Source organism: Rhodoferax sp. AJA081-3 (genome assembly GCF_017798165.1).
Taxonomy (GTDB): domain Bacteria; phylum Pseudomonadota; class Gammaproteobacteria; order Burkholderiales; family Burkholderiaceae_C; genus Allorhodoferax.
In genome coordinates this window covers 2,428,674-2,449,790 of the sequence record NZ_CP059068.1, presented here as the reverse complement: position 1 = coordinate 2,449,790, position 21,117 = coordinate 2,428,674, and the positions used below count along the sequence as shown (strand labels likewise).

General features: G+C 58.9%; 17 protein-coding genes and 4 tRNA genes. All 21 read left to right on the top strand.

The features are described from left to right. Window positions 1–146 precede the first annotated feature (146 nt). The 21 genes from HZ993_RS11420 to rpoC all read left to right on the top strand — a co-directional run bounded on the left by HZ993_RS11420 (window position 147) and on the right by rpoC (window position 21,058). The gene (locus tag HZ993_RS11420; protein ID WP_209398019.1) at window positions 147–1,676 is read left to right on the top strand and encodes an anthranilate synthase component I family protein; all 1,530 of its coding nucleotides are present in this window, start codon (window positions 147–149) and stop codon (window positions 1,674–1,676) included. After that, on the top strand, window positions 1,676–2,008 hold the full coding sequence (locus HZ993_RS11415) for a chorismate mutase (protein WP_209398017.1): 333 nt from the start codon (window positions 1,676–1,678) through the stop codon (window positions 2,006–2,008). Before HZ993_RS11420 ends, HZ993_RS11415 begins: the two co-directional genes overlap by 1 nt. Next, on the top strand, window positions 2,005–2,580 hold the full coding sequence (locus HZ993_RS11410; protein WP_209398015.1) for an aminodeoxychorismate/anthranilate synthase component II: 576 nt from the start codon (window positions 2,005–2,007) through the stop codon (window positions 2,578–2,580). The genes HZ993_RS11415 and HZ993_RS11410 overlap by 4 nt, the downstream gene beginning before the upstream one ends. Before the next feature lie 45 nt (window positions 2,581–2,625). Continuing rightward, complete coding sequence (gene ltaE, locus HZ993_RS11405) at window positions 2,626–3,693, top strand: low-specificity L-threonine aldolase (RefSeq protein ID WP_209398013.1); 1,068 nt, start codon at window positions 2,626–2,628, stop codon at window positions 3,691–3,693. 9 nt (window positions 3,694–3,702) lie between these two features. Further along, on the top strand, window positions 3,703–4,434 hold the full coding sequence (locus tag HZ993_RS11400; RefSeq protein ID WP_209398011.1) for a LysE family translocator: 732 nt from the start codon (window positions 3,703–3,705) through the stop codon (window positions 4,432–4,434). A 20-nt stretch (window positions 4,435–4,454) separates the two neighbouring features. Next, entirely contained in the window at window positions 4,455–5,513 is a 1,059-nt protein-coding gene (gene trpD / locus HZ993_RS11395; RefSeq protein WP_209398009.1) for an anthranilate phosphoribosyltransferase, read from the top strand. Further along, window positions 5,510–6,298 (top strand): indole-3-glycerol phosphate synthase TrpC, encoded by a 789-nt coding sequence (trpC, locus tag HZ993_RS11390; protein WP_209398007.1) that lies wholly within the window; start codon window positions 5,510–5,512, stop codon window positions 6,296–6,298. The genes trpD and trpC overlap by 4 nt, the downstream gene beginning before the upstream one ends. 13 nt (window positions 6,299–6,311) lie before the next feature. Further along, window positions 6,312–7,037, top strand: a complete 726-nt coding sequence (locus HZ993_RS11385) for a uracil-DNA glycosylase (protein ID WP_209398005.1) — start codon at window positions 6,312–6,314, stop codon at window positions 7,035–7,037. Between the two features lie 92 nt (window positions 7,038–7,129). Then, window positions 7,130–7,215, top strand: a tRNA-Tyr gene (locus HZ993_RS11380). Window positions 7,216–7,248: 33 nt separating this feature from the next. Beyond that, window positions 7,249–7,322: transfer RNA gene (locus tag HZ993_RS11375), tRNA-Gly, on the top strand. Between the two features lie 48 nt (window positions 7,323–7,370). Then, window positions 7,371–7,445 (top strand) — tRNA-Thr (locus HZ993_RS11370). A gap of 78 nt (window positions 7,446–7,523) precedes the next feature. Then, complete coding sequence (tuf, locus tag HZ993_RS11365; RefSeq protein WP_209393189.1) at window positions 7,524–8,714, top strand: elongation factor Tu; 1,191 nt, start codon at window positions 7,524–7,526, stop codon at window positions 8,712–8,714. Between the two features lie 52 nt (window positions 8,715–8,766). Then, window positions 8,767–8,842, top strand: a tRNA-Trp gene (locus HZ993_RS11360). A 108-nt stretch (window positions 8,843–8,950) separates the two neighbouring features. Beyond that, window positions 8,951–9,334 (top strand): preprotein translocase subunit SecE, encoded by a 384-nt coding sequence (secE, locus tag HZ993_RS11355; protein ID WP_209398004.1) that lies wholly within the window; start codon window positions 8,951–8,953, stop codon window positions 9,332–9,334. After that, a complete protein-coding gene (nusG, locus tag HZ993_RS11350) occupies window positions 9,334–9,924 on the top strand; it encodes a transcription termination/antitermination protein NusG (RefSeq protein ID WP_209398002.1) in 591 nt (196 codons plus the stop codon). The genes secE and nusG overlap by 1 nt, the downstream gene beginning before the upstream one ends. Before the next feature lie 187 nt (window positions 9,925–10,111). Then, window positions 10,112–10,543 carry a 50S ribosomal protein L11 gene (gene rplK, locus HZ993_RS11345; protein WP_209398000.1) on the top strand — a complete coding sequence of 144 codons (432 nt, stop codon included), beginning with the start codon at window positions 10,112–10,114 and terminating at the stop codon, window positions 10,541–10,543. Then, window positions 10,544–11,239, top strand: a complete 696-nt coding sequence (rplA, locus tag HZ993_RS11340; RefSeq protein ID WP_209397998.1) for a 50S ribosomal protein L1 — start codon at window positions 10,544–10,546, stop codon at window positions 11,237–11,239. A 235-nt stretch (window positions 11,240–11,474) separates the two neighbouring features. Beyond that, a complete protein-coding gene (rplJ, locus tag HZ993_RS11335; RefSeq protein WP_209397997.1) occupies window positions 11,475–12,005 on the top strand; it encodes a 50S ribosomal protein L10 in 531 nt (176 codons plus the stop codon). Window positions 12,006–12,047: 42 nt separating this feature from the next. Continuing rightward, the gene (gene rplL / locus HZ993_RS11330) at window positions 12,048–12,422 is read left to right on the top strand and encodes a 50S ribosomal protein L7/L12 (RefSeq protein WP_209397996.1); all 375 of its coding nucleotides are present in this window, start codon (window positions 12,048–12,050) and stop codon (window positions 12,420–12,422) included. Between the two features lie 270 nt (window positions 12,423–12,692). Next, window positions 12,693–16,805, top strand: coding sequence for a DNA-directed RNA polymerase subunit beta (gene rpoB / locus HZ993_RS11325; RefSeq protein WP_209397995.1), 4,113 nt, complete (start codon window positions 12,693–12,695; stop codon window positions 16,803–16,805). Between the two features lie 26 nt (window positions 16,806–16,831). Continuing rightward, a complete protein-coding gene (rpoC, locus tag HZ993_RS11320; protein WP_209397994.1) occupies window positions 16,832–21,058 on the top strand; it encodes a DNA-directed RNA polymerase subunit beta' in 4,227 nt (1,408 codons plus the stop codon). The last annotated feature ends 59 nt before the right edge of the window (window positions 21,059–21,117 follow it).

Below are 21,117 nucleotides of genomic sequence, written 5' to 3'. Positions count from 1 at the left end.
CCCCACTCCGACATCTTGCGCGCACCCAGTCTTTCCCAGGTAGAACACCTTGCCGGGGAATCGGTTTGAATAAAACGCTGCCGGCTTGAGCCCGCGCAGCGTTGGTGGCACCCCGGTGCCGCCCTGCAACGAGAGGACCACCACCCGTGATTTCCGAATCCGAATTCCAGGCCCTGGCCGCCCAAGGCTACAACCGCATCCCGCTGATGGCCCAGGCCTTTGCCGACCTGGAGACACCCTTATCCCTGTACCTCAAGCTGGCCCATGCGCCGGGTCAGCACGCCGACCCCGACAACGGCAAATACAGCTTTTTGCTCGAATCCGTGGTGGGGGGTGAACGTTTCGGGCGCTACAGCTTCATCGGCCTGCCAGCCCGCACGTTATTGCGTGCCAGTGGTTTTGGCGCCCATGCCCGTACCGAGGTGGTGACCGACGGTGTAGTGGTGGAGACATCTACCGCCAACCCGCTGGACTTTATCGCCAGCTACCAAAAACGCTTCAAAGTGGCCTTGCGCCCTGGTCTGCCGCGGTTTTGTGGTGGCCTGGCGGGTTATTTTGGCTATGACGCCGTGCGTTACATCGAAAAAAAGCTGCAAGACAGCTGCCCGCCCGACGAGCTGGGTTGCCCCGACATCCTGCTGCTGCAGTGTGAAGAGCTGGCCGTCATCGACAACCTGTCGGGCAAGCTGCATTTGATCGTGTATGCCGACCCTGGTCAGCCGGATGCCTATGCAAGCGGTGGAAAGCGGCTGCGCGCACTGAAAGAACGTCTGGCCCAGGCGGTCAGCATTCCGGCCGTCAAACCCACGCCCAGTCACCCGGCCCAGCGCGACTTCGCCAAGGCCGATTACATCGCCGCGGTGGAGCGGGCCAAGGAACTGATCGCAGGTGGCGACTTCATGCAGGTCCAGGTGGGCCAGCGCATCAAGAAGCGTTACACCGAATCGCCGCTGAGCCTGTACCGCGCGCTGCGGTCGCTGAACCCCAGTCCCTATATGTACTACTACCACTTTGGGGATTTCCATGTGGTGGGGGCATCCCCTGAGATTCTGGTGAGACAGGAGTTGGTTAACGCTGGTGATACCGTGTCGACAAAGATCACGATCAGGCCACTGGCAGGCACACGCCCGAGAGGCGCCACACCCGAGCTGGACAAAGCCGCCGAGGAAGAGCTGGTTGGTGACCCCAAGGAGCGCGCCGAACACGTGATGCTGATCGACCTGGCGCGCAACGACATTGGCCGCATCGCCCAGACCGGCAGTGTCAAGGTGTCGGATGCCTTTTGTGTGGAGCGTTACAGCCACGTCATGCACATCGTCAGCAATGTTGAAGGCACACTCTTGCCCGGCATGACCAGCATGGACGTGCTCAAGGCCACCTTCCCCGCAGGCACGCTGACCGGTGCGCCCAAGGTGCACGCCATGGAGCTGATCGACCAGTTGGAGCCCACCAAACGCGGTCTGTACGGCGGCGCCTGCGGTTACCTGAGTTACGCCGGTGACATGGACGTGGCGATTGCCATCCGCACCGGCATCATCAAGAACCAGACCCTGTACGTACAAGCCGCCGCCGGCGTGGTGGCCGACAGCGTGCCGGAGCTGGAGTGGAAAGAAACAGAGGCCAAGGCACGTGCGCTCTTGCGCGCGGCAGAACTGGTCGAGGAGGGATTGGAATAATGACTACCACCAAAGCAATTGAACAGGTGCAGCACTGCACCACGATGACCGACGTGCGCCGCTGTGTCGACGCACTGGACGATGTGCTGGTGCCGCTGCTGGTGCAACGCAGCGGCTACATGACCCAGGCCGCGCGTATCAAGCAATCCGAAAACCAGGTGCGGGACGAAGAACGCATCCAGGCCATTGTGGACCGGGTGCGCAAGCAGGCGCTGGCCGAAGGCGGCGAGCCCGCCGTCATCGAGGCGATCTACCGCAGCATGATGGAAGTCTGCATTTCTTTTGAGCACCGCGAATTTGCGCGGCTGCGGCAACAGGGAGAAACGGTATGAAGCTGTTGATGATCGACAACTACGACAGCTTCACCTACAACATCGTCCAGTATTTTGGTGAACTGGGCGCCGAGGTGGAAGTGTTTCGCAACGACGAGATCACGATAGAGGGCATAACCGAGCGCCGACCGGACCGCCTGGTGGTCTCGCCCGGTCCTTGTTCCCCCGCAGAGGCCGGTATCTCGGTTGCCGCCATCCAGCACTTCATGGGCAAGCTGCCTATCCTGGGTGTGTGCCTGGGCCACCAGAGCATTGGCGCGGCGTTGGGCGGCACCATCGTCCGGGCGCAGCAGCTGATGCACGGCAAGACCTCGGTGATCACGACCACACAAGAGGGCGTGTTTGCCGGCTTGCCCAGTCAGTTCACGGTGAACCGCTACCACTCGCTGGCGATTGAACGGACCACCTGCCCCAAGGAACTGGCGGTGACCGCGTGGACCGATGACGGCGAGATCATGGGTGTGCGCCACAGCGGTCTGGACCATGCGGTGCGCATGGAAGGTGTGCAGTTCCACCCCGAGTCCATACTCACCGAGCACGGCCATGCGATGCTGAAGAACTTTTTGCTATGAATAATATAGCGAAATGCTTATATACGACGGGGGCTAGAGGCATAAATGGCTAATACATCCACCGCCACAACGGTCGATCTGCGCAGCGACACTGTGACCCAGCCTACGCCCGCCATGCGCGACGCAATGATGGCAGCGCCCCTGGGTGACGACGTGTTTGCCGACGACCCCACGGTCAACGCGCTGCAAGAGAAGATCGCAGCCCTGCTGGGTTTTGAGGCTGCGCTGTTCATGCCCACCGGCACACAGAGCAACCTGTGCGCCATCATGGCCCATTGCCAGCGCGGTGACGAATACATCGTCGGCCAGATGGCCCACACCTACCGCTGGGAAGGCGGTGGTGCAGCCGTGCTGGGCAGCGTGCAACCGCAGCCCTTGGCGCACCAGGCAGACGGCACGCTGGCCCTGGCCGATATCGAAGCCGCCATCAAGCCCGACGACGCCCATTTCGCCCGCAGCCGCCTGCTGACGCTGGAGAACACGATTGGCGGCAAGCTGCTGCCGTTTGACTACGTGCAGGCAGCTACCGCGCTGGCCAAGGAACGCGGCCTGAGCCGCCACCTGGATGGTGCGCGCTTGTTCAATGCCGCGACGGCGCAGGCAGCGCAAACCGGCGGTGACGTGTTCCACGAAGCGGCGCGTATTGCCCAATGTTTTGACAGCGTCTCGGTTTGCTTCAGCAAGGGCCTGGGTGCACCCGTGGGCTCGGCGTTGTGCGGTAGCCGTGAGCTGATCACCCGCGCCCACCGTGTGCGCAAAATGGCCGGTGGCGGCATGCGCCAGGCGGGTTTGCTGGCGGCAGCGGCGTCCTATGCACTGGACCACCATGTGCGGCGCCTGGCCGATGACCACGCGCTGGCGCAGCGCATGGCCGCGGGTCTGGCCGGTATCGAAGGCCTGGTCGTGGAGTCGCCCCACAGCAATATTGTGTTTGTGGACCTGGAAGGCCCGGCGCGCAGCCAGTCCGCGGCGCTGCTGGCCGCGCTGGCGGAGCAGGGCATACGCGCGACCGGCCTGTACCGACTGCGTTTCGTGACCCACCTGGATGTGGATGCCGCGGGTGTGGACCGTGCGGTGGCCGCCATTCGGCAATTTTTTTCCACCGCCCGATAAGGTAACGCCATGCCAATCGACCAATTGGTGTTGTTTGTGGCGGCCGGCCTGCTGCTGAACCTGACGCCGGGGCCGGATGTGTTGTACATCGTGTCCAACGCCTTGCGCGGCGGCGCGCGGGTGGGCATGGTGGCGGCGCTGGGTATCACGGCCGGTTGTTTTGTCCACATCTTTGCAGCGGCCGTGGGTGTCAGTGCGCTGATGGCCGCGTCGGCCACGGCTTTCACCGTGCTGAAGTGGCTGGGCGCCGCCTATCTGGTGTATGTGGGTGTTCGCCTGCTGTTCTCCAAAGCCGATGATGCTATTAAATTAGAAGCGCATGGAGTAGATACGACGGGGGCTATAGGCTCAAAACACTACAAGACTATTTTTCTGCGGGGCTTCTGGACGAATGTACTGAACCCCAAGGTGGCGCTGTTCTTCCTGGCGTTTTTGCCGCAGTTCATTGCCCCCACGGTGGAGCACAAACCGTTGGCATTCCTGTTGCTGGGTTTGTTGTTCAACTTCAACGGTCTCTGGGTCAATATCGGCTGGGCGCTCGCTGCAGCTCGATTAACACAGTACATGCAGAAAGCCGCCCGCCGCCGGGCCGCCCCCAAGGCGGGGGAGTCCCCTCGGGGGGCAGCGACCCGCGAAGCGGAGGAGCGTGGGGGCCCGTTACGCTGGCTGGACCGGGTTGCCGGCGCAATGTTTGTCGCATTCGGAATCAAATTGGCGCTCACCGAGTCGCCCAACGCTTAAAGCAAAAGAAGGAGTTCAGCATGCCAACCCCCATTGGACACATCACGCCGCAGGAAGCCCTGCAGCGCACCATCGAACACCGCGAAATCTTCCACGATGAAATGCTGCACCTGATGCGCCAGATCATGTCCGGCGAGATGTCGCCGGTCATGATGGCGGCCATCACGACCGGCCTGCGCGTCAAGAAGGAAACCATTGGCGAAATCACCGCTGCGGCCCAGGTGATGCGCGAGTTCTCCACCAAGGTGGAAGTGGCGGACAAAACAAATCTGCTGGACATCGTGGGTACTGGCGGCGACGGCTCCCACACCTTCAATATTTCCACCTGCTCCATGTTTGTCGCGGCGGCGGCCGGTGCCAAGGTTAGCAAACACGGCGGGCGTGGTGTCAGCAGCAAAAGTGGCAGCGCCGATGTACTGGAGTCGCTGGGCTTGAACATCAACCTGTCGCCTGCGCAGATTGCGCAGTGTGTGGCCGAGACCGGTATCGGGTTCATGTTCGCGCCCAACCACCACCCGGCCATGAAAAACGTGGCACCGGTGCGGCGTGAAATGGGCATCAAGACCATCTTCAACCTGCTGGGCCCGCTGACCAACCCGGCCGGAGCGCCGAATATTCTGATGGGTGTGTTCCATGCCGATCTGGTGGGTATCCAGGTGCGGGTGATGCAGCGCCTAGGGGCCGAACATGCCGTGGTTGTCTACGGCCGCGACGGCATGGACGAGGTGAGCCTGGGCGCTGCCACGTTGGTGGGTGAGCTCAAGGACGGCGTTATCACCGAGTACGAAATCCACCCCGAAGACTTTGGCATGGTCATGGCCAGCAACCGGGCACTCAAGGTGGAGACGCCCGACGATTCCCGGGCCATGTTGCTGGGTGTGCTGAACAACCAGCCGGGCGCAGCCAAAGACATCGTGGTGTTGAATGCCGGCGTGGCGCTGTACGCCGCCAACGTGGCGCCCTCTATGGGGGAAGGCATTGTGCTGGCGCGCCAGGCGATCGAATCCGGTGCGGCCAAGGCCAAGCTGGATGCACTGATCAAACTGTCGGGTGAACTGGTTGCCAAGGGGGCTGCATGAGCGATATTCTGGACAAAATAGTTGCGGTCAAACACCAGGAGGTGGCGGCTGCCCGCAAGCGCATGTCACTGGAAACCATACGCGCCGATGCCGAGTCGCGGGTGCTGACGCGCGACTTCGTGGGTGCGCTGAAGGCCAAGATCGCGGCCGGCAAGCCTGCGGTGATTGCCGAGATCAAGAAGGCCAGCCCCAGCAAGGGGGTGCTGCGCGAAGACTTCATCCCCGCCGACATTGCCCAGTCCTATGCCGAGTACGGCGCGGCCTGCCTGTCGGTGCTGACCGATGTGCAGTTTTTTCAGGGCCAGGTGGACTACCTAAAGCAGGCCCGCGCCAGCTGCCAACTGCCAGTGCTGCGCAAGGATTTCATGGTCGACCCGTACCAGATCTACGAGTCCCGCTCCATGGGCGCCGACTGCATTTTGCTGATTGCCGCCTGCCTGGACGATGCGCAGATGAAGGATTTCGATGCCATTGCCCGCAGTCTGGACATGGCGGTTTTGGTGGAGGTGCATGACGGCGCCGAACTGGAGCGGGCGCTCAAGCTCAAAACCCCGCTGGTTGGCATCAACAACCGCAATCTGAAGACCTTTGAGGTGACGCTGGACACAACCTTGGCGCTGAAGGCCAAGGTGCCCGCGGACCGCATTCTGGTCACCGAAAGCGGCATCCTGAACCGCGACGACGTGTTGCGCATGGGTGCGGCCGGTGTTAATGCGTTTTTGGTCGGCGAAGCCTTCATGCGCGCTCCGGAGCCGGGTGAGGCGCTCGCGGCTCTGTTTGGCTAAGGCGGCACAGACCATGCTGCCCCACGACGTGGTGGACCAGTTGTTGTCCGCCGAACCCGCAGCCTGGCCGGTGGCCGAGGGCTGGCAGCCGTTGGTAGACCGGTTTTTCCAGTCAACACCGGGGCACGGATTGCTCGCATTTCTGGATCAGCGGCTGCAGGCGGGCGCGGTTGTGTTTCCGCCTTTGCCGCTGCGGGCCTTGCAGCTGACACCACCCGAGGCGGTGCGGGTTGTCATCCTGGGCCAGGATCCGTACCACGGGCGTGGCCAGGCCGAGGGTCTGGCGTTCTCCGTGGCGCCGGGCGTGCCGTTTCCGCCCTCGTTGCGCAATATCTTCAAGGAGTTGCAACGTGATCTGGGTACGCCCATTCCGACGCTTCCGCAACCCGGTGGCAGCCTGGTGAAATGGGCGCAAAAGGGCGTGTTGTTGCTCAACACCTGCTTAACGGTGGAGGAGGGACTGCCCGCCAGCCATTCGGGCAAGGGCTGGGAGCTGCTGACGGACGCGATCATCCATCAGGTCTCCAACGAGGCGCAGCCGGCGGTGTTCATGCTCTGGGGCGCACACGCACAGAGCAAGCGCGCCCTGATCGACGCCAGCCGCCACCTGGTGCTGACGGCCAACCACCCGTCGCCGCTGTCGGCGCTGCGCCCTCCGCTACCCTTCATCGGTTGTGGGCACTTTTCACAAGCGCGGGATTGGCGCGAAGCCCACCAAACGGCGGGACGCACCGACTGAAAATTCCGCGTTTTGTCGCCGGATGTGAAAAAAACTTCGGGGCCGGATATGACAAGGTCAAAAACTAATGGCATAATCCGGGGTTCACCTTAGGAGAGGTGGCCGAGTGGTTAATGGCAGCAGACTGTAAATCTGCCCTCTTACGAGTACGCTGGTTCGAATCCAGCCCTCTCCACCAAGTGATGAGCTTGATTGTTTTGAGTGAACCTCTGCGGGGTTCGTATAGTGGTAATACCTTAGCCTTCCAAGCTAAAGCGAGGAGTTCGATTCTCCTACCCCGCTCCACAGTCGGTTTGTTGCCTGGTTTTGTAAAAAAAGGTTTGTAAAGAATTTGCCCTTTTGGCTCAGTGGTAGAGCACTCCCTTGGTAAGGGAGAGGTCGCGGGTCCGATTCCCGCAAAGGGCACCAGTTTTGTGTATTGCCGACGTCGTGTTGGTGGTGCAGCGAATGTTATTGATTTGAACCATTACTTTTCGGAGTCTGACAATGGGAAAAGAAAAATTCACACGTACCAAGCCCCACGTCAATGTGGGCACCATTGGCCACGTTGACCACGGCAAGACCACGCTGACAGCCGCCATCACCACCGTGCTGGCAGCCAAGTTCGGCGGTCAGGCCAAGGCCTATGACCAGATCGACGCCGCTCCTGAAGAAAAAGCGCGTGGTATTACCATCAATACCGCCCACGTTGAATACGAAACGGCTAACCGCCACTACGCCCACGTGGACTGCCCTGGACACGCCGACTATGTGAAGAACATGATCACTGGCGCAGCCCAAATGGACGGCGCTATTTTGGTGTGCTCCGCTGCTGACGGCCCCATGCCCCAGACCCGCGAGCACATCCTGTTGGCTCGCCAGGTCGGCGTGCCTTACATCATCGTGTTCCTGAACAAGTGCGACATGGTCGACGACGCTGAGTTGCTCGAACTGGTCGAAATGGAAGTGCGCGAACTGCTGGACAAGTATGACTTCCCAGGCGACGCAACCCCCATTATCCACGGCAGCGCCAAGCTCGCCATGGAAGGCGACAAGGGTGCTTTGGGCGAAGAAGCCATCTTCAAGCTCGCAGAAGCCCTGGACACCTACATCCCCCTGCCAGAGCGTGCTGTTGACGGCGCATTCCTGATGCCCGTGGAAGACGTGTTCTCGATCTCTGGCCGCGGCACCGTCGTGACCGGTCGTATCGAGCGCGGCATCATCAAAGTCGGCGAAGAAATCGAAATCGTCGGTATCGCTGACACCCAGAAGACAACCTGCACTGGCGTGGAAATGTTCCGCAAGCTGCTGGACCAAGGTCAAGCTGGTGACAACGTCGGTATCCTGTTGCGCGGCACCAAGCGTGAAGACGTGCAGCGCGGCCAAGTGCTGTGCAAGCCCGGCTCCATCAAGCCCCACACCCACTTCACCGGCGAGATCTATGTCTTGTCCAAGGACGAAGGCGGCCGCCACACACCATTCTTCAACAACTACCGCCCCCAGTTCTACTTCCGTACAACGGACGTGACCGGTGCGATCGAGTTGCCAGAAGGCAAGGAAATGGTCATGCCTGGTGACAACGTGTCGATCACTGTGAAGCTGATCAACCCCATCGCCATGGAAGAAGGTCTGCGCTTCGCGATCCGCGAAGGTGGTCGTACCGTGGGCGCGGGTGTGGTTGCCAAGATCATCGCTTAAAACATGTTTGCGGGACAGATCTTTAGCTCTGTCCTCAACTGCTTAGAACGATAGGGGTATAGCTCAATTGGCAGAGCGTCGGTCTCCAAAACCGAAGGTTGTAGGTTCGATTCCTACTGCCCCTGCCAACCAGTTGCAGTAAAACTGGTGGCATCCAAGCCCGCTACTGCGTAGCGGGCTTTGGCGTCTTGAGTTGGGTTGGTTTGAATCGAATGAGAAACGCGAATAACTAAATTATGGCCACGTCACAAATTCAAACCGTTAATACAGGGGTAGACAAGGCCAAGCTGGCTACGGCTTCTGTTTTGGTCGTGGCCTCGCTGGCTGCTTTTTACCTGTTGGACAAACAGGGCCCGCTGGTTCAGTGGGCGGCGTTGCTGTTGGGTCTGGCTGCTGCTGCTGGTGTTTTCTTTGTGTCGGAAACGGGCCGGCAACTCATCGCTTTCGGTCAAGACGCGTGGCGCGAGGTTAAGAAGGTTGTTTGGCCGGCCCGCAAAGAGGCTATCCAGATCACGGTGTATGTGTTTGGTTTTGTGTTGATCATGGCGCTTTTCTTGTGGCTTACGGATAAGACGCTTGAGTGGCTTTTCTACGATTTGATTCTGGGGTGGAAGAAATAATGACTGATGTCGTAGAACCCACTGTGGCTGAATCATCGGCCGCTTCGCCCGTCAACCCCGATTTGCGTTGGTATGTTGTGCATGCCTACTCTGGTATGGAGAAGGCGGTTGAGCGCAATATCCAGGAGCGCATCACGCGTGCTGGTATGCAGGCTAAATTTGGTCGCATTCTGGTGCCCATGGAAGAGGTTGTTGAAGTCAAGAACGGCCAGAAGAAAACGACTGAACGCAAGTTTTTCCCCGGTTATGTGCTGGTGGAAATGGTCATGGACGACGACACCTGGCACCTCATCAAGCACACCAACAAGGTGACGGGCTTTGTAGGCGGCGCCAAAAATCGTCCTGCGCCCATCTCAGAGGCGGAGGTGATGAAGATCGTCAACCAGATGCAAGAGGGAACCGACAAGCCGCGCCACAAAGTGGAGTTTGTGGTGGGCGAGTTTGTGCGCGTCAAGGAAGGCCCATTCACCGACTTCAATGGCTCCGTTGAAGATGTGAATTACGAGAAAAGCAAGGTGCGGGTGTCCGTCACCATCTTCGGTCGTTCCACGCCGGTCGAGCTGGAATTCTCTCAGATAGAGAAAACCTAAGTTTCACCAAAACCTGAGATTTTGCGGGACAGACCGCAGGCCGCGTAAGCGGTCAAGCCCTGTCCTCAACTGATTAGAGGTTCGCATTTTCCGACTCGGTGCGAACAGTAAAGAAGAGTCGTTAATTCCGGGAAGCCCAGGTCTGAATGGTTCAGTACCCAGGCGTTATGACCCGTAAGGAGAAATCATGGCGAAAAAAATCGTCGGTTTTGTCAAGCTGCAAGTGCCAGCCGGTAAGGCCAACCCATCCCCCCCCATCGGCCCCGCTTTGGGGCAACGTGGTTTGAACATCATGGAATTCTGCAAGGCATTTAATGCGCAGACCCAAGGTGTTGAGCCAGGTCTGCCTTTGCCCGTGGTGATCACCGCGTACGCAGACAAGAGCTTCACGTTCATCATCAAGACACCGCCTGCGACTGTTTTGATCAAGAAAGCCATCAAGCTGGACAAGGGCTCCTCCAATCCTTTGAAAGACAAGGTTGGCAAGATCACCCGCGCCCAACTGGAAGAAATCGCCAAGACCAAGATGAAGGACATGAATGCCGCCGATCTGGAAGGCGCTGTTCGCACCATCGCTGGTACTGCCCGTTCCATGGGCGTGAATGTGGAGGGCGTGTAAATGTCCAATCTGACCAAAAAACAAAAGACACAAGTCGGCAAGATCGACAGCAACAAGCTGTATCCCTTGGTTGATGCTTTGGGTCTGGTGAAGGAATTCGCCACCGCCAAGTTTGACGAGTCCATCGACGTTGCAGTGCAGCTCGGTATCGATGCCAAGAAATCGGACCAAGTGGTACGTGGCGCTGTTGTGTTGCCCAACGGCACCGGCAAGACCAAGCGCGTGGCTGTGTTCGCCCAGGGTGCCAAGGCTGAAGAAGCCAAGGCCGCCGGTGCTGACATCGTCGGTATGGATGATCTGGCTGCCATGGTCAAGGCTGGCGACATGCCGTTTGACGTTGTGATTGCTGCGCCAGACGCTATGCGTGTGGTCGGTACCCTGGGTCAAATCCTGGGCCCACGTGGTCTGATGCCTAACCCCAAGGTTGGCACCGTCACACCGGACGTCGCAACGGCTGTTCGCAATGCCAAGGCTGGTCAAGTGCAGTTCCGTGTCGACAAGGCCGGTATTGTGCATTCCACCATCGGCCGTCGCTCGTTTGAAGCGGCAGCGTTGAAGGGCAATCTGGCTGCACTGGTCGAGGCTTTGAACAAAGCCAAGCCCGCTTCCAGCAAGGGTGTGTATTTGCGCAAAGTCGCGGTTTCGTCAACCATGGGTGTGGGTGTCCGTGTGGACATTCAATCCATCGCGGCGTAATCGCAAAAATTTGAAAGTCCTGCAAGGGATTTTCAATGTGGTGGGCTGCTGAGATCCAAGGGTTTCGGCAGGTCATCCAAGACCGTTGGCGTGCAGCTTGACTGCACTTAAACCACCAGCCAACGCAGATGGCGATCCCGCTGCAGATGGAATGAGAATTTCTGTTAACAGTTGGTCGCTGCAATGTGGAGCGTAACGTGGTGTAAACCGCAATGCGCATTTAAAGGAGTAGACCTTGAGTCTTAATCGCAGTGAGAAAGAAGCGGTCATCAGTGATGTGACCGGCCTCGCCGCTAAAGCTCAAACGCTCGTGATCGCGGAATACCGCGGCATCACGGTCGCTGACATGACCAAACTGCGCAATAACGCGCGCAGCAACGGCGTTTCCTTGAGTGTTCTGAAGAACACCCTGGCCCGCCGTGCTGTTGCCGGTAGCGGTTTTGAAGTGGTGGCTGACCAGATGACCGGTCCTCTGATCTATGGCTTTTCTGTCGACGCCGTGGCTGCCGCAAAAGTGGTGGCCGAGTTCGCGAAGACCAACGACAAGTTGGTCATCCGTGCTGGTGCATATGGCGGCAAAGCCCTGGACGTGAACGGCGTGAAGCAATTGGCAAGCATCCCTTCCAAGGAAGTGTTGTTGGCTCAGTTGTTGGGCTTGATGCAATCCCCCATTTCCCGTACGGCACGTGTGCTGGCGGCTTTGGCGGAACAAAAAGGCGCTGGCGCAGTTGTAGAAGCTGCCCCCGCAGAGGCAGTTGCCGCTTAAGTGCGCACTGTCTGTAGTAACCAAAATTGTTAGGAAATAAAAATGGCATTCGATAAAGACGCATTTTTGACCGCGCTGGACAGCATGACGGTCATGGAACTCAACGACCTGGTGAAAGCCATCGAAGAGAAATTTGGCGTGAGCGCTGCAGCTATGTCTGCACCAGCTGCTGGCGGCGGTGCTGCTGCTGCGGTTGCTGAAGAGAAGACAGAATTCAACGTCATGTTGCTGGATGCAGGCGCCAACAAGGTGTCCGTCATCAAGGCCGTGCGCGAAATCACTGGCCTGGGCTTGAAAGAAGCCAAGGATCTGGTTGATGGCGCTCCTAAGGCTGTCAAGGAAGGCATCGCCAAGGCTGATGCTGATGCAGCTCTGAAGAAGCTGGTTGACGCTGGTGCCAAGGCTGAACTCAAGTAATTGAGTCCTCTTCAAGGGCTGGAGGTTCCGATAAGGGCCTCCAGCCTTTGGTGCTTGTGAGAGTGCACTAAAAAGTTGCGTACCAACGCCATTTTTTAGTGTCTTCTGACCCCGACTGCAGAAGATGCCTTGGAACGGGTTGCGTGCAATGCGCAACCGTCCGCCAATGATTGGTAGTGGCCAATCGCCAAGAATGGCCGAGCGTGATGGTGCTCGGTACGACAGTCGCCTAGGACCCCCAGGATTCCTCAGCCTTTGCCCGGAGATCTAATGGCTTATACATACACAGAACGCAAGCGGATTCGCAAAAACTTCGGTAACCGCGATAGCGTGCTCGAAATCCCTTACTTGTTGCAAATGCAAAAGGATGCCTACACCGCATTCCTGCAAGCGGATGTAGCACCGAAAAAGCGAACCGCTGAAGGTTTGCAAGCTGCGTTCGAAGCGGCGTTCCCCATCGTCTCGCACAACGGTTTTGTCGAGATGAAGTACCTGGAATACAGCCTGGCCAAGCCCGCCTTTGACGTGCGTGAATGCCAGACCCGTGGTCTGACCTTTGCTTCCGCCGTGCGCGCCAAGGTCCAGTTGATCATCTATGACCGCGAGTCCTCCACCACACAAAACAAGGTGGTTAAAGAGGTCAAGGAACAAGAAGTCTACATGGGCGAAGTGCCCCTGATGACGGGCAAAGGTTCCTTCATCATCAACGGAACGGAACGCGTGATCGTGTCCCAGCTGCACCGTTCGCCTGGCGTGTTTTTCGAGCATGACAAGGGCAAGACCCACAGCTCGGGCAAGCTGCTGTTCTCCGCGCGTATCATTCCGTACCGTGGTTCCTGGCTGGACTTTGAGTTCGACCCCAAGGATCTGCTGTACTTCCGTGTAGACCGTCGCCGCAAGATGCCGGTCACGATTCTGCTCAAGGCCATTGGCCTGACCAACGAATCCATCTTGGCCAACTTCTTCGTCAACGACAACTTCCGTTTGATGGACAGCGGCGCACAGATGGAATTTGTCGCCGAGCGTCTGCGCGGCGAAGTCGCCCGTTTCGACATCACTGACAAGAGCGGCAAGGTTGTGGTGGCCAAAGACAAGCGTGTCACGGCCCGTCACACCCGTGAGCTGGAGCAGTCTGCAACCACGCACATCAGCGTGCCAGAAGACTTCCTGATCGGCCGTGTGGTGGCGTGCAACATCGTTGACGGTGACACCGGCGAAATCGTGGCCAAGGCCAACGAAGAGCTGACCGAGGCGCTGCTGAAGAAGTTGCGTCTGGCCGGTGTGCAGGATCTGCCTTGCATCTACACCAATGAGCTGGACCAAGGCGCTTACATTTCGCAAACCCTGCGTACCGATGAAACCGTGGACGAATTTGCCGCCCGTGTTGCCATCTACCGCATGATGCGTCCTGGCGAGCCGCCCACAGAAGACGCGGTGCAGGCCCTGTTCCAGCGCCTGTTCTACAACCCCGACACGTACGATCTGTCGCGCGTGGGCCGTATGAAGTTCAACGCCAAAATGGGTCGTTCCGAGTCGACCGGCCCCAAGGTGTTGACCAATGAAGACATCCTGGCCGTCGTCAAGATCCTGGTGGATCTGCGCAATGGCCGCGGCGAAGTTGACGATATCGACCATTTGGGTAACCGCCGTGTACGTTGCGTGGGTGAATTGGCCGAGAACCAGTACCGCACTGGCCTGGCGCGTATTGAAAAGGCTGTCAAAGAACGCCTGGGTCAAGCCGAGCAAGAGCCTTTGATGCCACATGACCTGATCAACAGCAAGCCGATCTCGGCTGCGTTGAAAGAGTTCTTTGGTGCGTCGCAGCTGTCCCAGTTCATGGACCAGACCAACCCGCTGGCTGAAATCACCCACAAGCGCCGTGTATCGGCACTTGGCCCAGGTGGTTTGACACGTGAACGTGCAGGTTTTGAAGTGCGTGACGTGCACGTGACCCACTACGGTCGCGTCTGCCCCATTGAAACGCCTGAAGGTCCAAACATTGGTCTGATCAACTCACTGGCGTTGTATGCTCGCCTGAACGAATACGGTTTCATCGAAACACCGTACCGCCGTGTGGTCGACAGCAAGGTCACCAACGACATCGACTACCTGTCCGCCATCGAAGAAGGCAAGTACGTGATTGCCCAGGCCAATGCGGCCCTGGACAAAGACGGCGTGCTGACCGGTGACCTGGTGTCTGCCCGTGAAAAAGGCGAGTCCATTTTGGTGGGCGCCGAGCGCGTGCAATACATGGACGTGTCTCCCGCGCAGATCGTGTCGGTGGCCGCCTCGCTGGTTCCGTTCCTGGAGCACGACGATGCGAACCGCGCGTTGATGGGCGCCAACATGTCGCGTCAGGCTGTGCCTGTGCTGCGTCCCGAGAAGCCCATGGTGGGCACCGGCATTGAGCGCGTGGCGGCGGTTGACTCCGGTACCGTGGTCGTGGCAACCCGCGGCGGTATCGTGGATTACGTGGACGCAACCCGTGTCGTGATCCGCGTGAACGATGCCGAAGCACAAGCCGGCGAAGTGGGTGTGGACATCTACAACCTGATCAAGTACCAGCGTTCCAACCAGAACACCAACATCCACCAGCGCCCCATCGTCAAAAAGGGCGACAAGCTCTCCAAGGGTGATGTGATTGCTGACGGCGCTTCTACCGATCTGGGCGAAATCGCCATCGGCCAGAACATGCTGGTGGCCTTCATGCCATGGAACGGCTACAACTTCGAAGATTCGATTTTGATCAGCGAGCGTGTGGTGGCAGAAGACCGCTACACCTCGATCCACATCGAAGAACTCGTGGTGATGGCCCGTGACACCAAGCTGGGTGCGGAAGAAATTACCCGCGACATTCCCAACCTGAGCGAACAGCAGCTGAACCGCCTGGACGAGTCCGGCATCATCTATGTGGGTGCCGAGGTATTGCCCGGCGACACACTGGTTGGCAAGGTTACGCCCAAGGGCGAGACCACGTTGACGCCAGAAGAGAAACTGCTGCGCGCCATCTTCGGTGAGAAGGCCAGCGACGTGAAGGATACTTCGCTGCGCGTGGACCAAGGCAGTTCCGGCACCGTCATCGACGTGCAGGTCTTCACCCGTGAAGGCATCACCCGCGACCGCCGTGCCCAGCAGATCATCGACGACGAACTGAAGCGTTTCCGCCTGGATCTGAACGACCAGCTGCGTATCGTGGAGGCCGACGCCTTTGACCGCATCGAAAAGTTGTTGACCAACAAGGTTGCCAACGGTGGACCACAGAAGCTGGCCAAGGGCACCAAAATCGACAAGGCCTATTTGGCTTCTGTCGAGAAGTTCCACTGGTTCGACATTCGTCCCGCAGAAGATGAAGTGGCAACACAGCTGGAGAGCATCAAGAACTCTCTGGAGCAGACGCGCCACAGCTTCGACCTGGCTTTTGAAGAAAAGCGCAAGAAGCTGACACAGGGCGACGAGTTGCCCGCGGGCGTGCTGAAGATGGTCAAGGTCTACATCGCTGTCAAGCGCCGCTTGCAGCCGGGTGACAAGATGGCCGGCCGCCACGGTAACAAGGGTGTGGTCTCCAAGATCACCCCGGTGGAAGACATGCCTTACATGGCCGACGGTACCCCAGTGGATATCGTGCTGAACCCCTTGGGCGTGCCTTCGCGTATGAACATCGGCCAGGTGCTGGAAGTGCACTTGGGCTGGGCCGGCAAGGGTCTGGGCCATCGCATCGGTGACATGCTGCAGCGCGAAGCCGCAGCGGCCGAGATCCGCGCTTTCCTGGAACGCATCTACAACGGTACGGGCCGCAAGGAAGACCTCGGCCAGTTGTCCGACGATGAAATCCGCAGCATGGCACAAGAGTTGACCAACGGCGTGCCGTTTGCATCTCCCGTGTTCGACGGAGCGACCGAAGCGGAAATTGGCGACATGCTGCAACTGGCCTTCCCCGATGACGTGGCCAAGGCCAAGGGCCTGACCGTCGCACGTACACAGGCCCAGTTGTATGACGGCCGCAGTGGCGATGCTTTCGAGCGCACCACCACGGTTGGCTACATGCATTACCTGAAGTTGCACCACTTGGTGGACGACAAGATGCACGCCCGCTCGACCGGACCATACTCGCTGGTCACGCAGCAGCCTTTGGGTGGTAAAGCCCAGTTCGGTGGACAGCGTTTCGGTGAGATGGAGGTGTGGGCGCTGGAAGCCTATGGCGCCTCGTACACCCTGCAGGAAATGCTGACAGTGAAGTCCGACGACGTGCAAGGCCGTACCAAGGTGTACGAGAGCATCGTCAAGGGCGAACACTCCATCGAAGCCGGCATGCCGGAGTCGTTCAATGTGCTGGTCAAGGAAATTCGTTCCTTGGGCATCGACATCGAACTAGAGCGTAGCTGATCGCGGACAAGAAAAGGATTTAACCCATGAAATCATTACTCGACCTGTTCAAGCAGTTCACGCCCGATGAGCATTTCGGTGCCATCAAAATCGGCATGGCCTCGCCCGAGAAGATCCGTTCGTGGTCTTTTGGTGAAGTGCGCAAGCCTGAAACCATCAACTACCGCACGTTCAAGCCCGAGCGTGACGGCCTGTTCTGCGCCAAGATCTTCGGACCCATCAAGGACTACGAATGCCTGTGCGGCAAGTACAAGCGTCTGAAACACCGCGGTGTAATCTGCGAGAAGTGCGGCGTTGAAGTCACGCAGACCAAGGTTCGCCGCGAACGCATGGGTCACATCGACCTGGCTGCGCCCTGCGCCCACATCTGGTTCCTGAAGTCCCTGCCCAGCCGTTTGGGCCTGGTGCTGGACATGACACTGCGTGACATCGAACGCGTGTTGTACTTTGAAGCATACGTTGTCACCGACCCCGGCATGACCCCGCTGAAGAAGTTCAGCATCATGTCCGAAGACGACTTCGACGCCAAGTTCAAGGAATACGGCGACGAGTTCCAGGCCAAGATGGGCGCGGAAGGTATCAAGGACCTGCTGCAAAGCATCGACATCGAAGGTTCGATCGAGAAGCTGCGCAACGACCTGACCGGCTCCGAACTCAAGATCAAGAAAAACGCCAAGCGTTTGAAGGTTCTGGAAGCGTTCAAGAAATCCGGCATCAAGCCCGAGTGGATGGTGTTGGACGTGTTGCCCGTGTTGCCACCGGACCTGCGTCCGCTGGTGCCACTGGACGGCGGTCGTTTTGCGACCTCCGACCTGAACGACCTGTACCGCCGCGTCATCAACCGCAACAGCCGTCTGCGCCGTTTGCTGGAACTGAAAGCGCCGGAAATCATTGCGCGCAACGAGAAGCGTATGTTGCAGGAAGCCGTGGACAGCTTGCTGGACAACGGTCGCCGCGGCAAGGCCATGACAGGCGCCAATAAGCGCGCCCTGAAGTCTTTGGCCGACATGATCAAGGGTAAATCCGGTCGCTTCCGCCAGAACTTGCTGGGCAAGCGCGTCGACTACTCCGGTCGTTCCGTGATTACCGTGGGCCCAACACTCAAGCTGCACCAGTGCGGTCTGCCCAAGCTGATGGCCTTGGAACTCTTCAAGCCCTTCATCTTCGCGCGCCTGGAAGCCATGGGTATTGCGACCACCATCAAGGCGGCCAAGAAGGAAGTCGAATCCGGCACGCCCGTCGTGTGGGATATCTTGGAAGAGGTCATCAAAGAGCACCCCGTGATGCTGAACCGTGCGCCTACGCTGCACCGTTTGGGTATCCAGGCCTTTGAACCCATCCTGATCGAAGGCAAGGCCATCCAACTGCACCCCCTCGTTTGCGCGGCCTTCAACGCCGACTTCGACGGTGACCAGATGGCCGTTCACGTGCCCCTGTCGGTGGAAGCACAAATGGAAGCCCGCACGCTGATGCTGGCCTCCAACAACGTGTTGTTCCCCGCCAACGGCGAGCCTTCCATTGTTCCGTCGCAAGACGTGGTGCTGGGTCTGTACTACACAACCCGCGAACGCATCAACGGCAAGGGCGAGGGCCTGATCTTCTCCGACACCGGTGAAGTGCAGCGCGCCTTTGACGCGGGTGAAGTCGAGCTGAACGCCAAGATCAATGTGCGTTTGACCGAGTACACCAAGGACAAGGAAACCGGCGAGTTTGTACCCTCGACCAAGCTGTGGGAAACCACCGCTGGCCGTGCACTGCTGTCCGAAATCTTGCCCAAGGGCCTGCCTTTCTCCAACATCAACAAGGCGTTGAAGAAGAAGGAAATCTCCAAGCTGATCAACGTGTCGTTCCGCAAGTGCGGATTGAAAGAGACCGTGGTGTTTGCCGACAAACTGCTGCAAAGCGGCTTCCGTCTGGCAACCAAGGCCGGTATCTCGATTTGTATCGATGACATGCTGGTGCCGCAAGAGAAGCACGACATCATTGCCCGTGCGCAGAAGGAAGTCAAAGAGATCGAACAGCAGTATGTGTCCGGTCTGGTGACCTCTGGCGAGCGTTACAACAAGGTGGTGGATATCTGGGGCAAGTCGGGTGACGAAGTGTCCAAGGTCATGATGGCCAAGTTGTCCAAGGAAACGGTCACCGACCGCCATGGCAAACAGGTCCAGCAGGAATCCTTCAACTCCATCTACATGATGGCCGACTCTGGTGCCCGCGGTTCCGCAGCCCAGATTCGCCAGGTTGCTGGTATGCGGGGTCTGATGGCTAAGCCTGACGGCTCCATCATCGAGACACCGATTACCGCGAACTTCCGCGAAGGCCTGAACGTGTTGGAGTACTTCATCTCCACCCACGGTGCCCGTAAGGGTCTGGCCGATACGGCGCTGAAGACAGCGAACTCCGGTTACCTGACACGCCGTCTGGTCGACGTGACGCAGGATCTGGTGGTGACCGAGCAGGACTGCGGTACACACGGTGGTTACCTGATGCGTGCCATTGTCGAAGGCGGTGAAGTGATCGAGTCGCTGCGTGACCGTATCTTGGGCCGTACTGCGGCTGAAGATGTGTTGCACCCAGAAAACCGTGCTGTGCTGGCTGAAGCCGGCGCCATGCTGGACGAAGACCTGATCGACGAGCTGGAAGTGGCAGGTGTGGACGAGGTCAAGGTGCGTACTGCACTGACCTGCGAAACCCGCTTTGGTATCTGCGCCAAGTGTTACGGCCGCGATCTGGGCCGTGGTGGTCTGATCAACGGCGGTGAAGCAGTCGGTGTGATCGCTGCGCAGTCCATCGGTGAACCCGGTACCCAGCTGACCATGCGTACCTTCCACATCGGTGGTGCGGCGTCGCGTGCGGCCATCGCCTCCAGCGTGGAAGCCAAGTCCAACGGTGTGATCGGCTTCAACGCCACCATGCGTTACGTGACCAATAGCAAGAAGGAATTGGTGGTGATTGCCCGTTCTGGCGAAATCATCATCCATGACGAGCATGGCCGTGAGCGCGAGCGCCACAAGGTGCCGTACGGCGCGGTGTTGACCGTCAAGGCCGACCAGACCATCAAGGCTGGTGCCATTTTGGCCAACTGGGACCCGCTGACCCGCCCCATCATTACCGAATTCGCCGGCAAGGCGCATTTCGAGAATGTGGAAGAAGGTCTGACCGTTGCCAAACAGGTCGACGAAGTGACCGGTTTGTCCACCATGGTGGTTATCGATCCCAAGCGCCGTGGCGCAACCAAGGTCGTGCGCCCTCAGGTCAAGCTGATCGACGCGACCGGCAACGAAGTGAAGATTCCCGGCACCGACCACTCGGTGACCATTGGCTTCCAGATCGGCTCGCTGATCCAGGTGCGCGATGGCCAGGACGTGGGCCCCGGCGAAGTGTTGGCGCGTATTCCGGTCGAAGGCCAGAAGACCCGCGACATTACCGGTGGTCTGCCACGGGTTGCCGAGCTGTTCGAAGCGCGTACACCCAAGGACAAGGGTACGTTGGCCGAGATCACGGGTACCGTGTCCTTCGGTAAGGAGACCAAGGGCAAGATTCGCCTGCAGATTACCGATCCTGATGGCAAGGTCTGGGAAGACCTGGTGCCCAAGGAAAAGAACATGCTGGTGCACGAAGGCCAGGTGGTCAACAAGGGCGAGTCCGTGGTGGACGGCCCAGCCGACCCACAGGACATCCTGCGTTTGTTGGGCTCTGAAGAGCTGGCACGTTACATCGTCGACGAAGTGCAGGACGTGTACCGCTTGCAGGGCGTGAAGATCAACGACAAACACATCGAAGTGATTGTTCGCCAGATGCTGCGCCGTGTGGTGGTCGAGAACGCGGGCGACTCCAGCTACATCAACGGGGAACAGGTCGAGCGTTCCGAGATGCTCAACACCAATGATGCACTGCGGGCTGAAGGAAAGATTCCGGTCACCTTCACCAACCTGCTGCTGGGTATCACCAAGGCGTCCTTGTCCACCGACAGCTTCATCAGCGCGGCTTCCTTCCAGGAAACCACCCGCGTACTGACCGAAGCCGCCATCATGGGCAAGCGCGACGAGCTGCGTGGTCTGAAGGAAAACGTGATTGTGGGCCGTCTGATTCCAGCCGGTACCGGCTTGGCGTACCACGAGGCACGCAAGGTCCGCGAAAACATGGACGACGCCGAGCGCCGTGCCATTGCCGAAGCCGAAGCCGCTGAACTGGCGGGTGATGCTGAAGCGGTCTCCGAACCCCTGGGCAGCGAAGGTGCTGCTGGCGAGTAAGTTCGCACTGCTACATTAAACGTAGCGCCTCAAGTCCACTTTACGGGGGCTTGAGGCTT

Coding starts and splice junctions, on each gene's coding strand:
- HZ993_RS11415 (WP_209398017.1), top strand. CDS start 1,676: ATGACTACCACCAAAGCAATTGAACAGGTGCAGCACTGCACCACGATG.
- HZ993_RS11410 (WP_209398015.1), top strand. CDS start 2,005: ATGAAGCTGTTGATGATCGACAACTACGACAGCTTCACCTACAACATC.
- ltaE (WP_209398013.1), top strand. CDS start 2,626: ATGGCTAATACATCCACCGCCACAACGGTCGATCTGCGCAGCGACACT.
- HZ993_RS11400 (WP_209398011.1), top strand. CDS start 3,703: ATGCCAATCGACCAATTGGTGTTGTTTGTGGCGGCCGGCCTGCTGCTG.
- trpD (WP_209398009.1), top strand. CDS start 4,455: ATGCCAACCCCCATTGGACACATCACGCCGCAGGAAGCCCTGCAGCGC.
- trpC (WP_209398007.1), top strand. CDS start 5,510: ATGAGCGATATTCTGGACAAAATAGTTGCGGTCAAACACCAGGAGGTG.
- HZ993_RS11385 (WP_209398005.1), top strand. CDS start 6,312: ATGCTGCCCCACGACGTGGTGGACCAGTTGTTGTCCGCCGAACCCGCA.
- tuf (WP_209393189.1), top strand. CDS start 7,524: ATGGGAAAAGAAAAATTCACACGTACCAAGCCCCACGTCAATGTGGGC.
- secE (WP_209398004.1), top strand. CDS start 8,951: ATGGCCACGTCACAAATTCAAACCGTTAATACAGGGGTAGACAAGGCC.
- nusG (WP_209398002.1), top strand. CDS start 9,334: ATGACTGATGTCGTAGAACCCACTGTGGCTGAATCATCGGCCGCTTCG.
- rplK (WP_209398000.1), top strand. CDS start 10,112: ATGGCGAAAAAAATCGTCGGTTTTGTCAAGCTGCAAGTGCCAGCCGGT.
- rplA (WP_209397998.1), top strand. CDS start 10,544: ATGTCCAATCTGACCAAAAAACAAAAGACACAAGTCGGCAAGATCGAC.
- rplL (WP_209397996.1), top strand. CDS start 12,048: ATGGCATTCGATAAAGACGCATTTTTGACCGCGCTGGACAGCATGACG.
- rpoB (WP_209397995.1), top strand. CDS start 12,693: ATGGCTTATACATACACAGAACGCAAGCGGATTCGCAAAAACTTCGGT.
- rpoC (WP_209397994.1), top strand. CDS start 16,832: ATGAAATCATTACTCGACCTGTTCAAGCAGTTCACGCCCGATGAGCAT.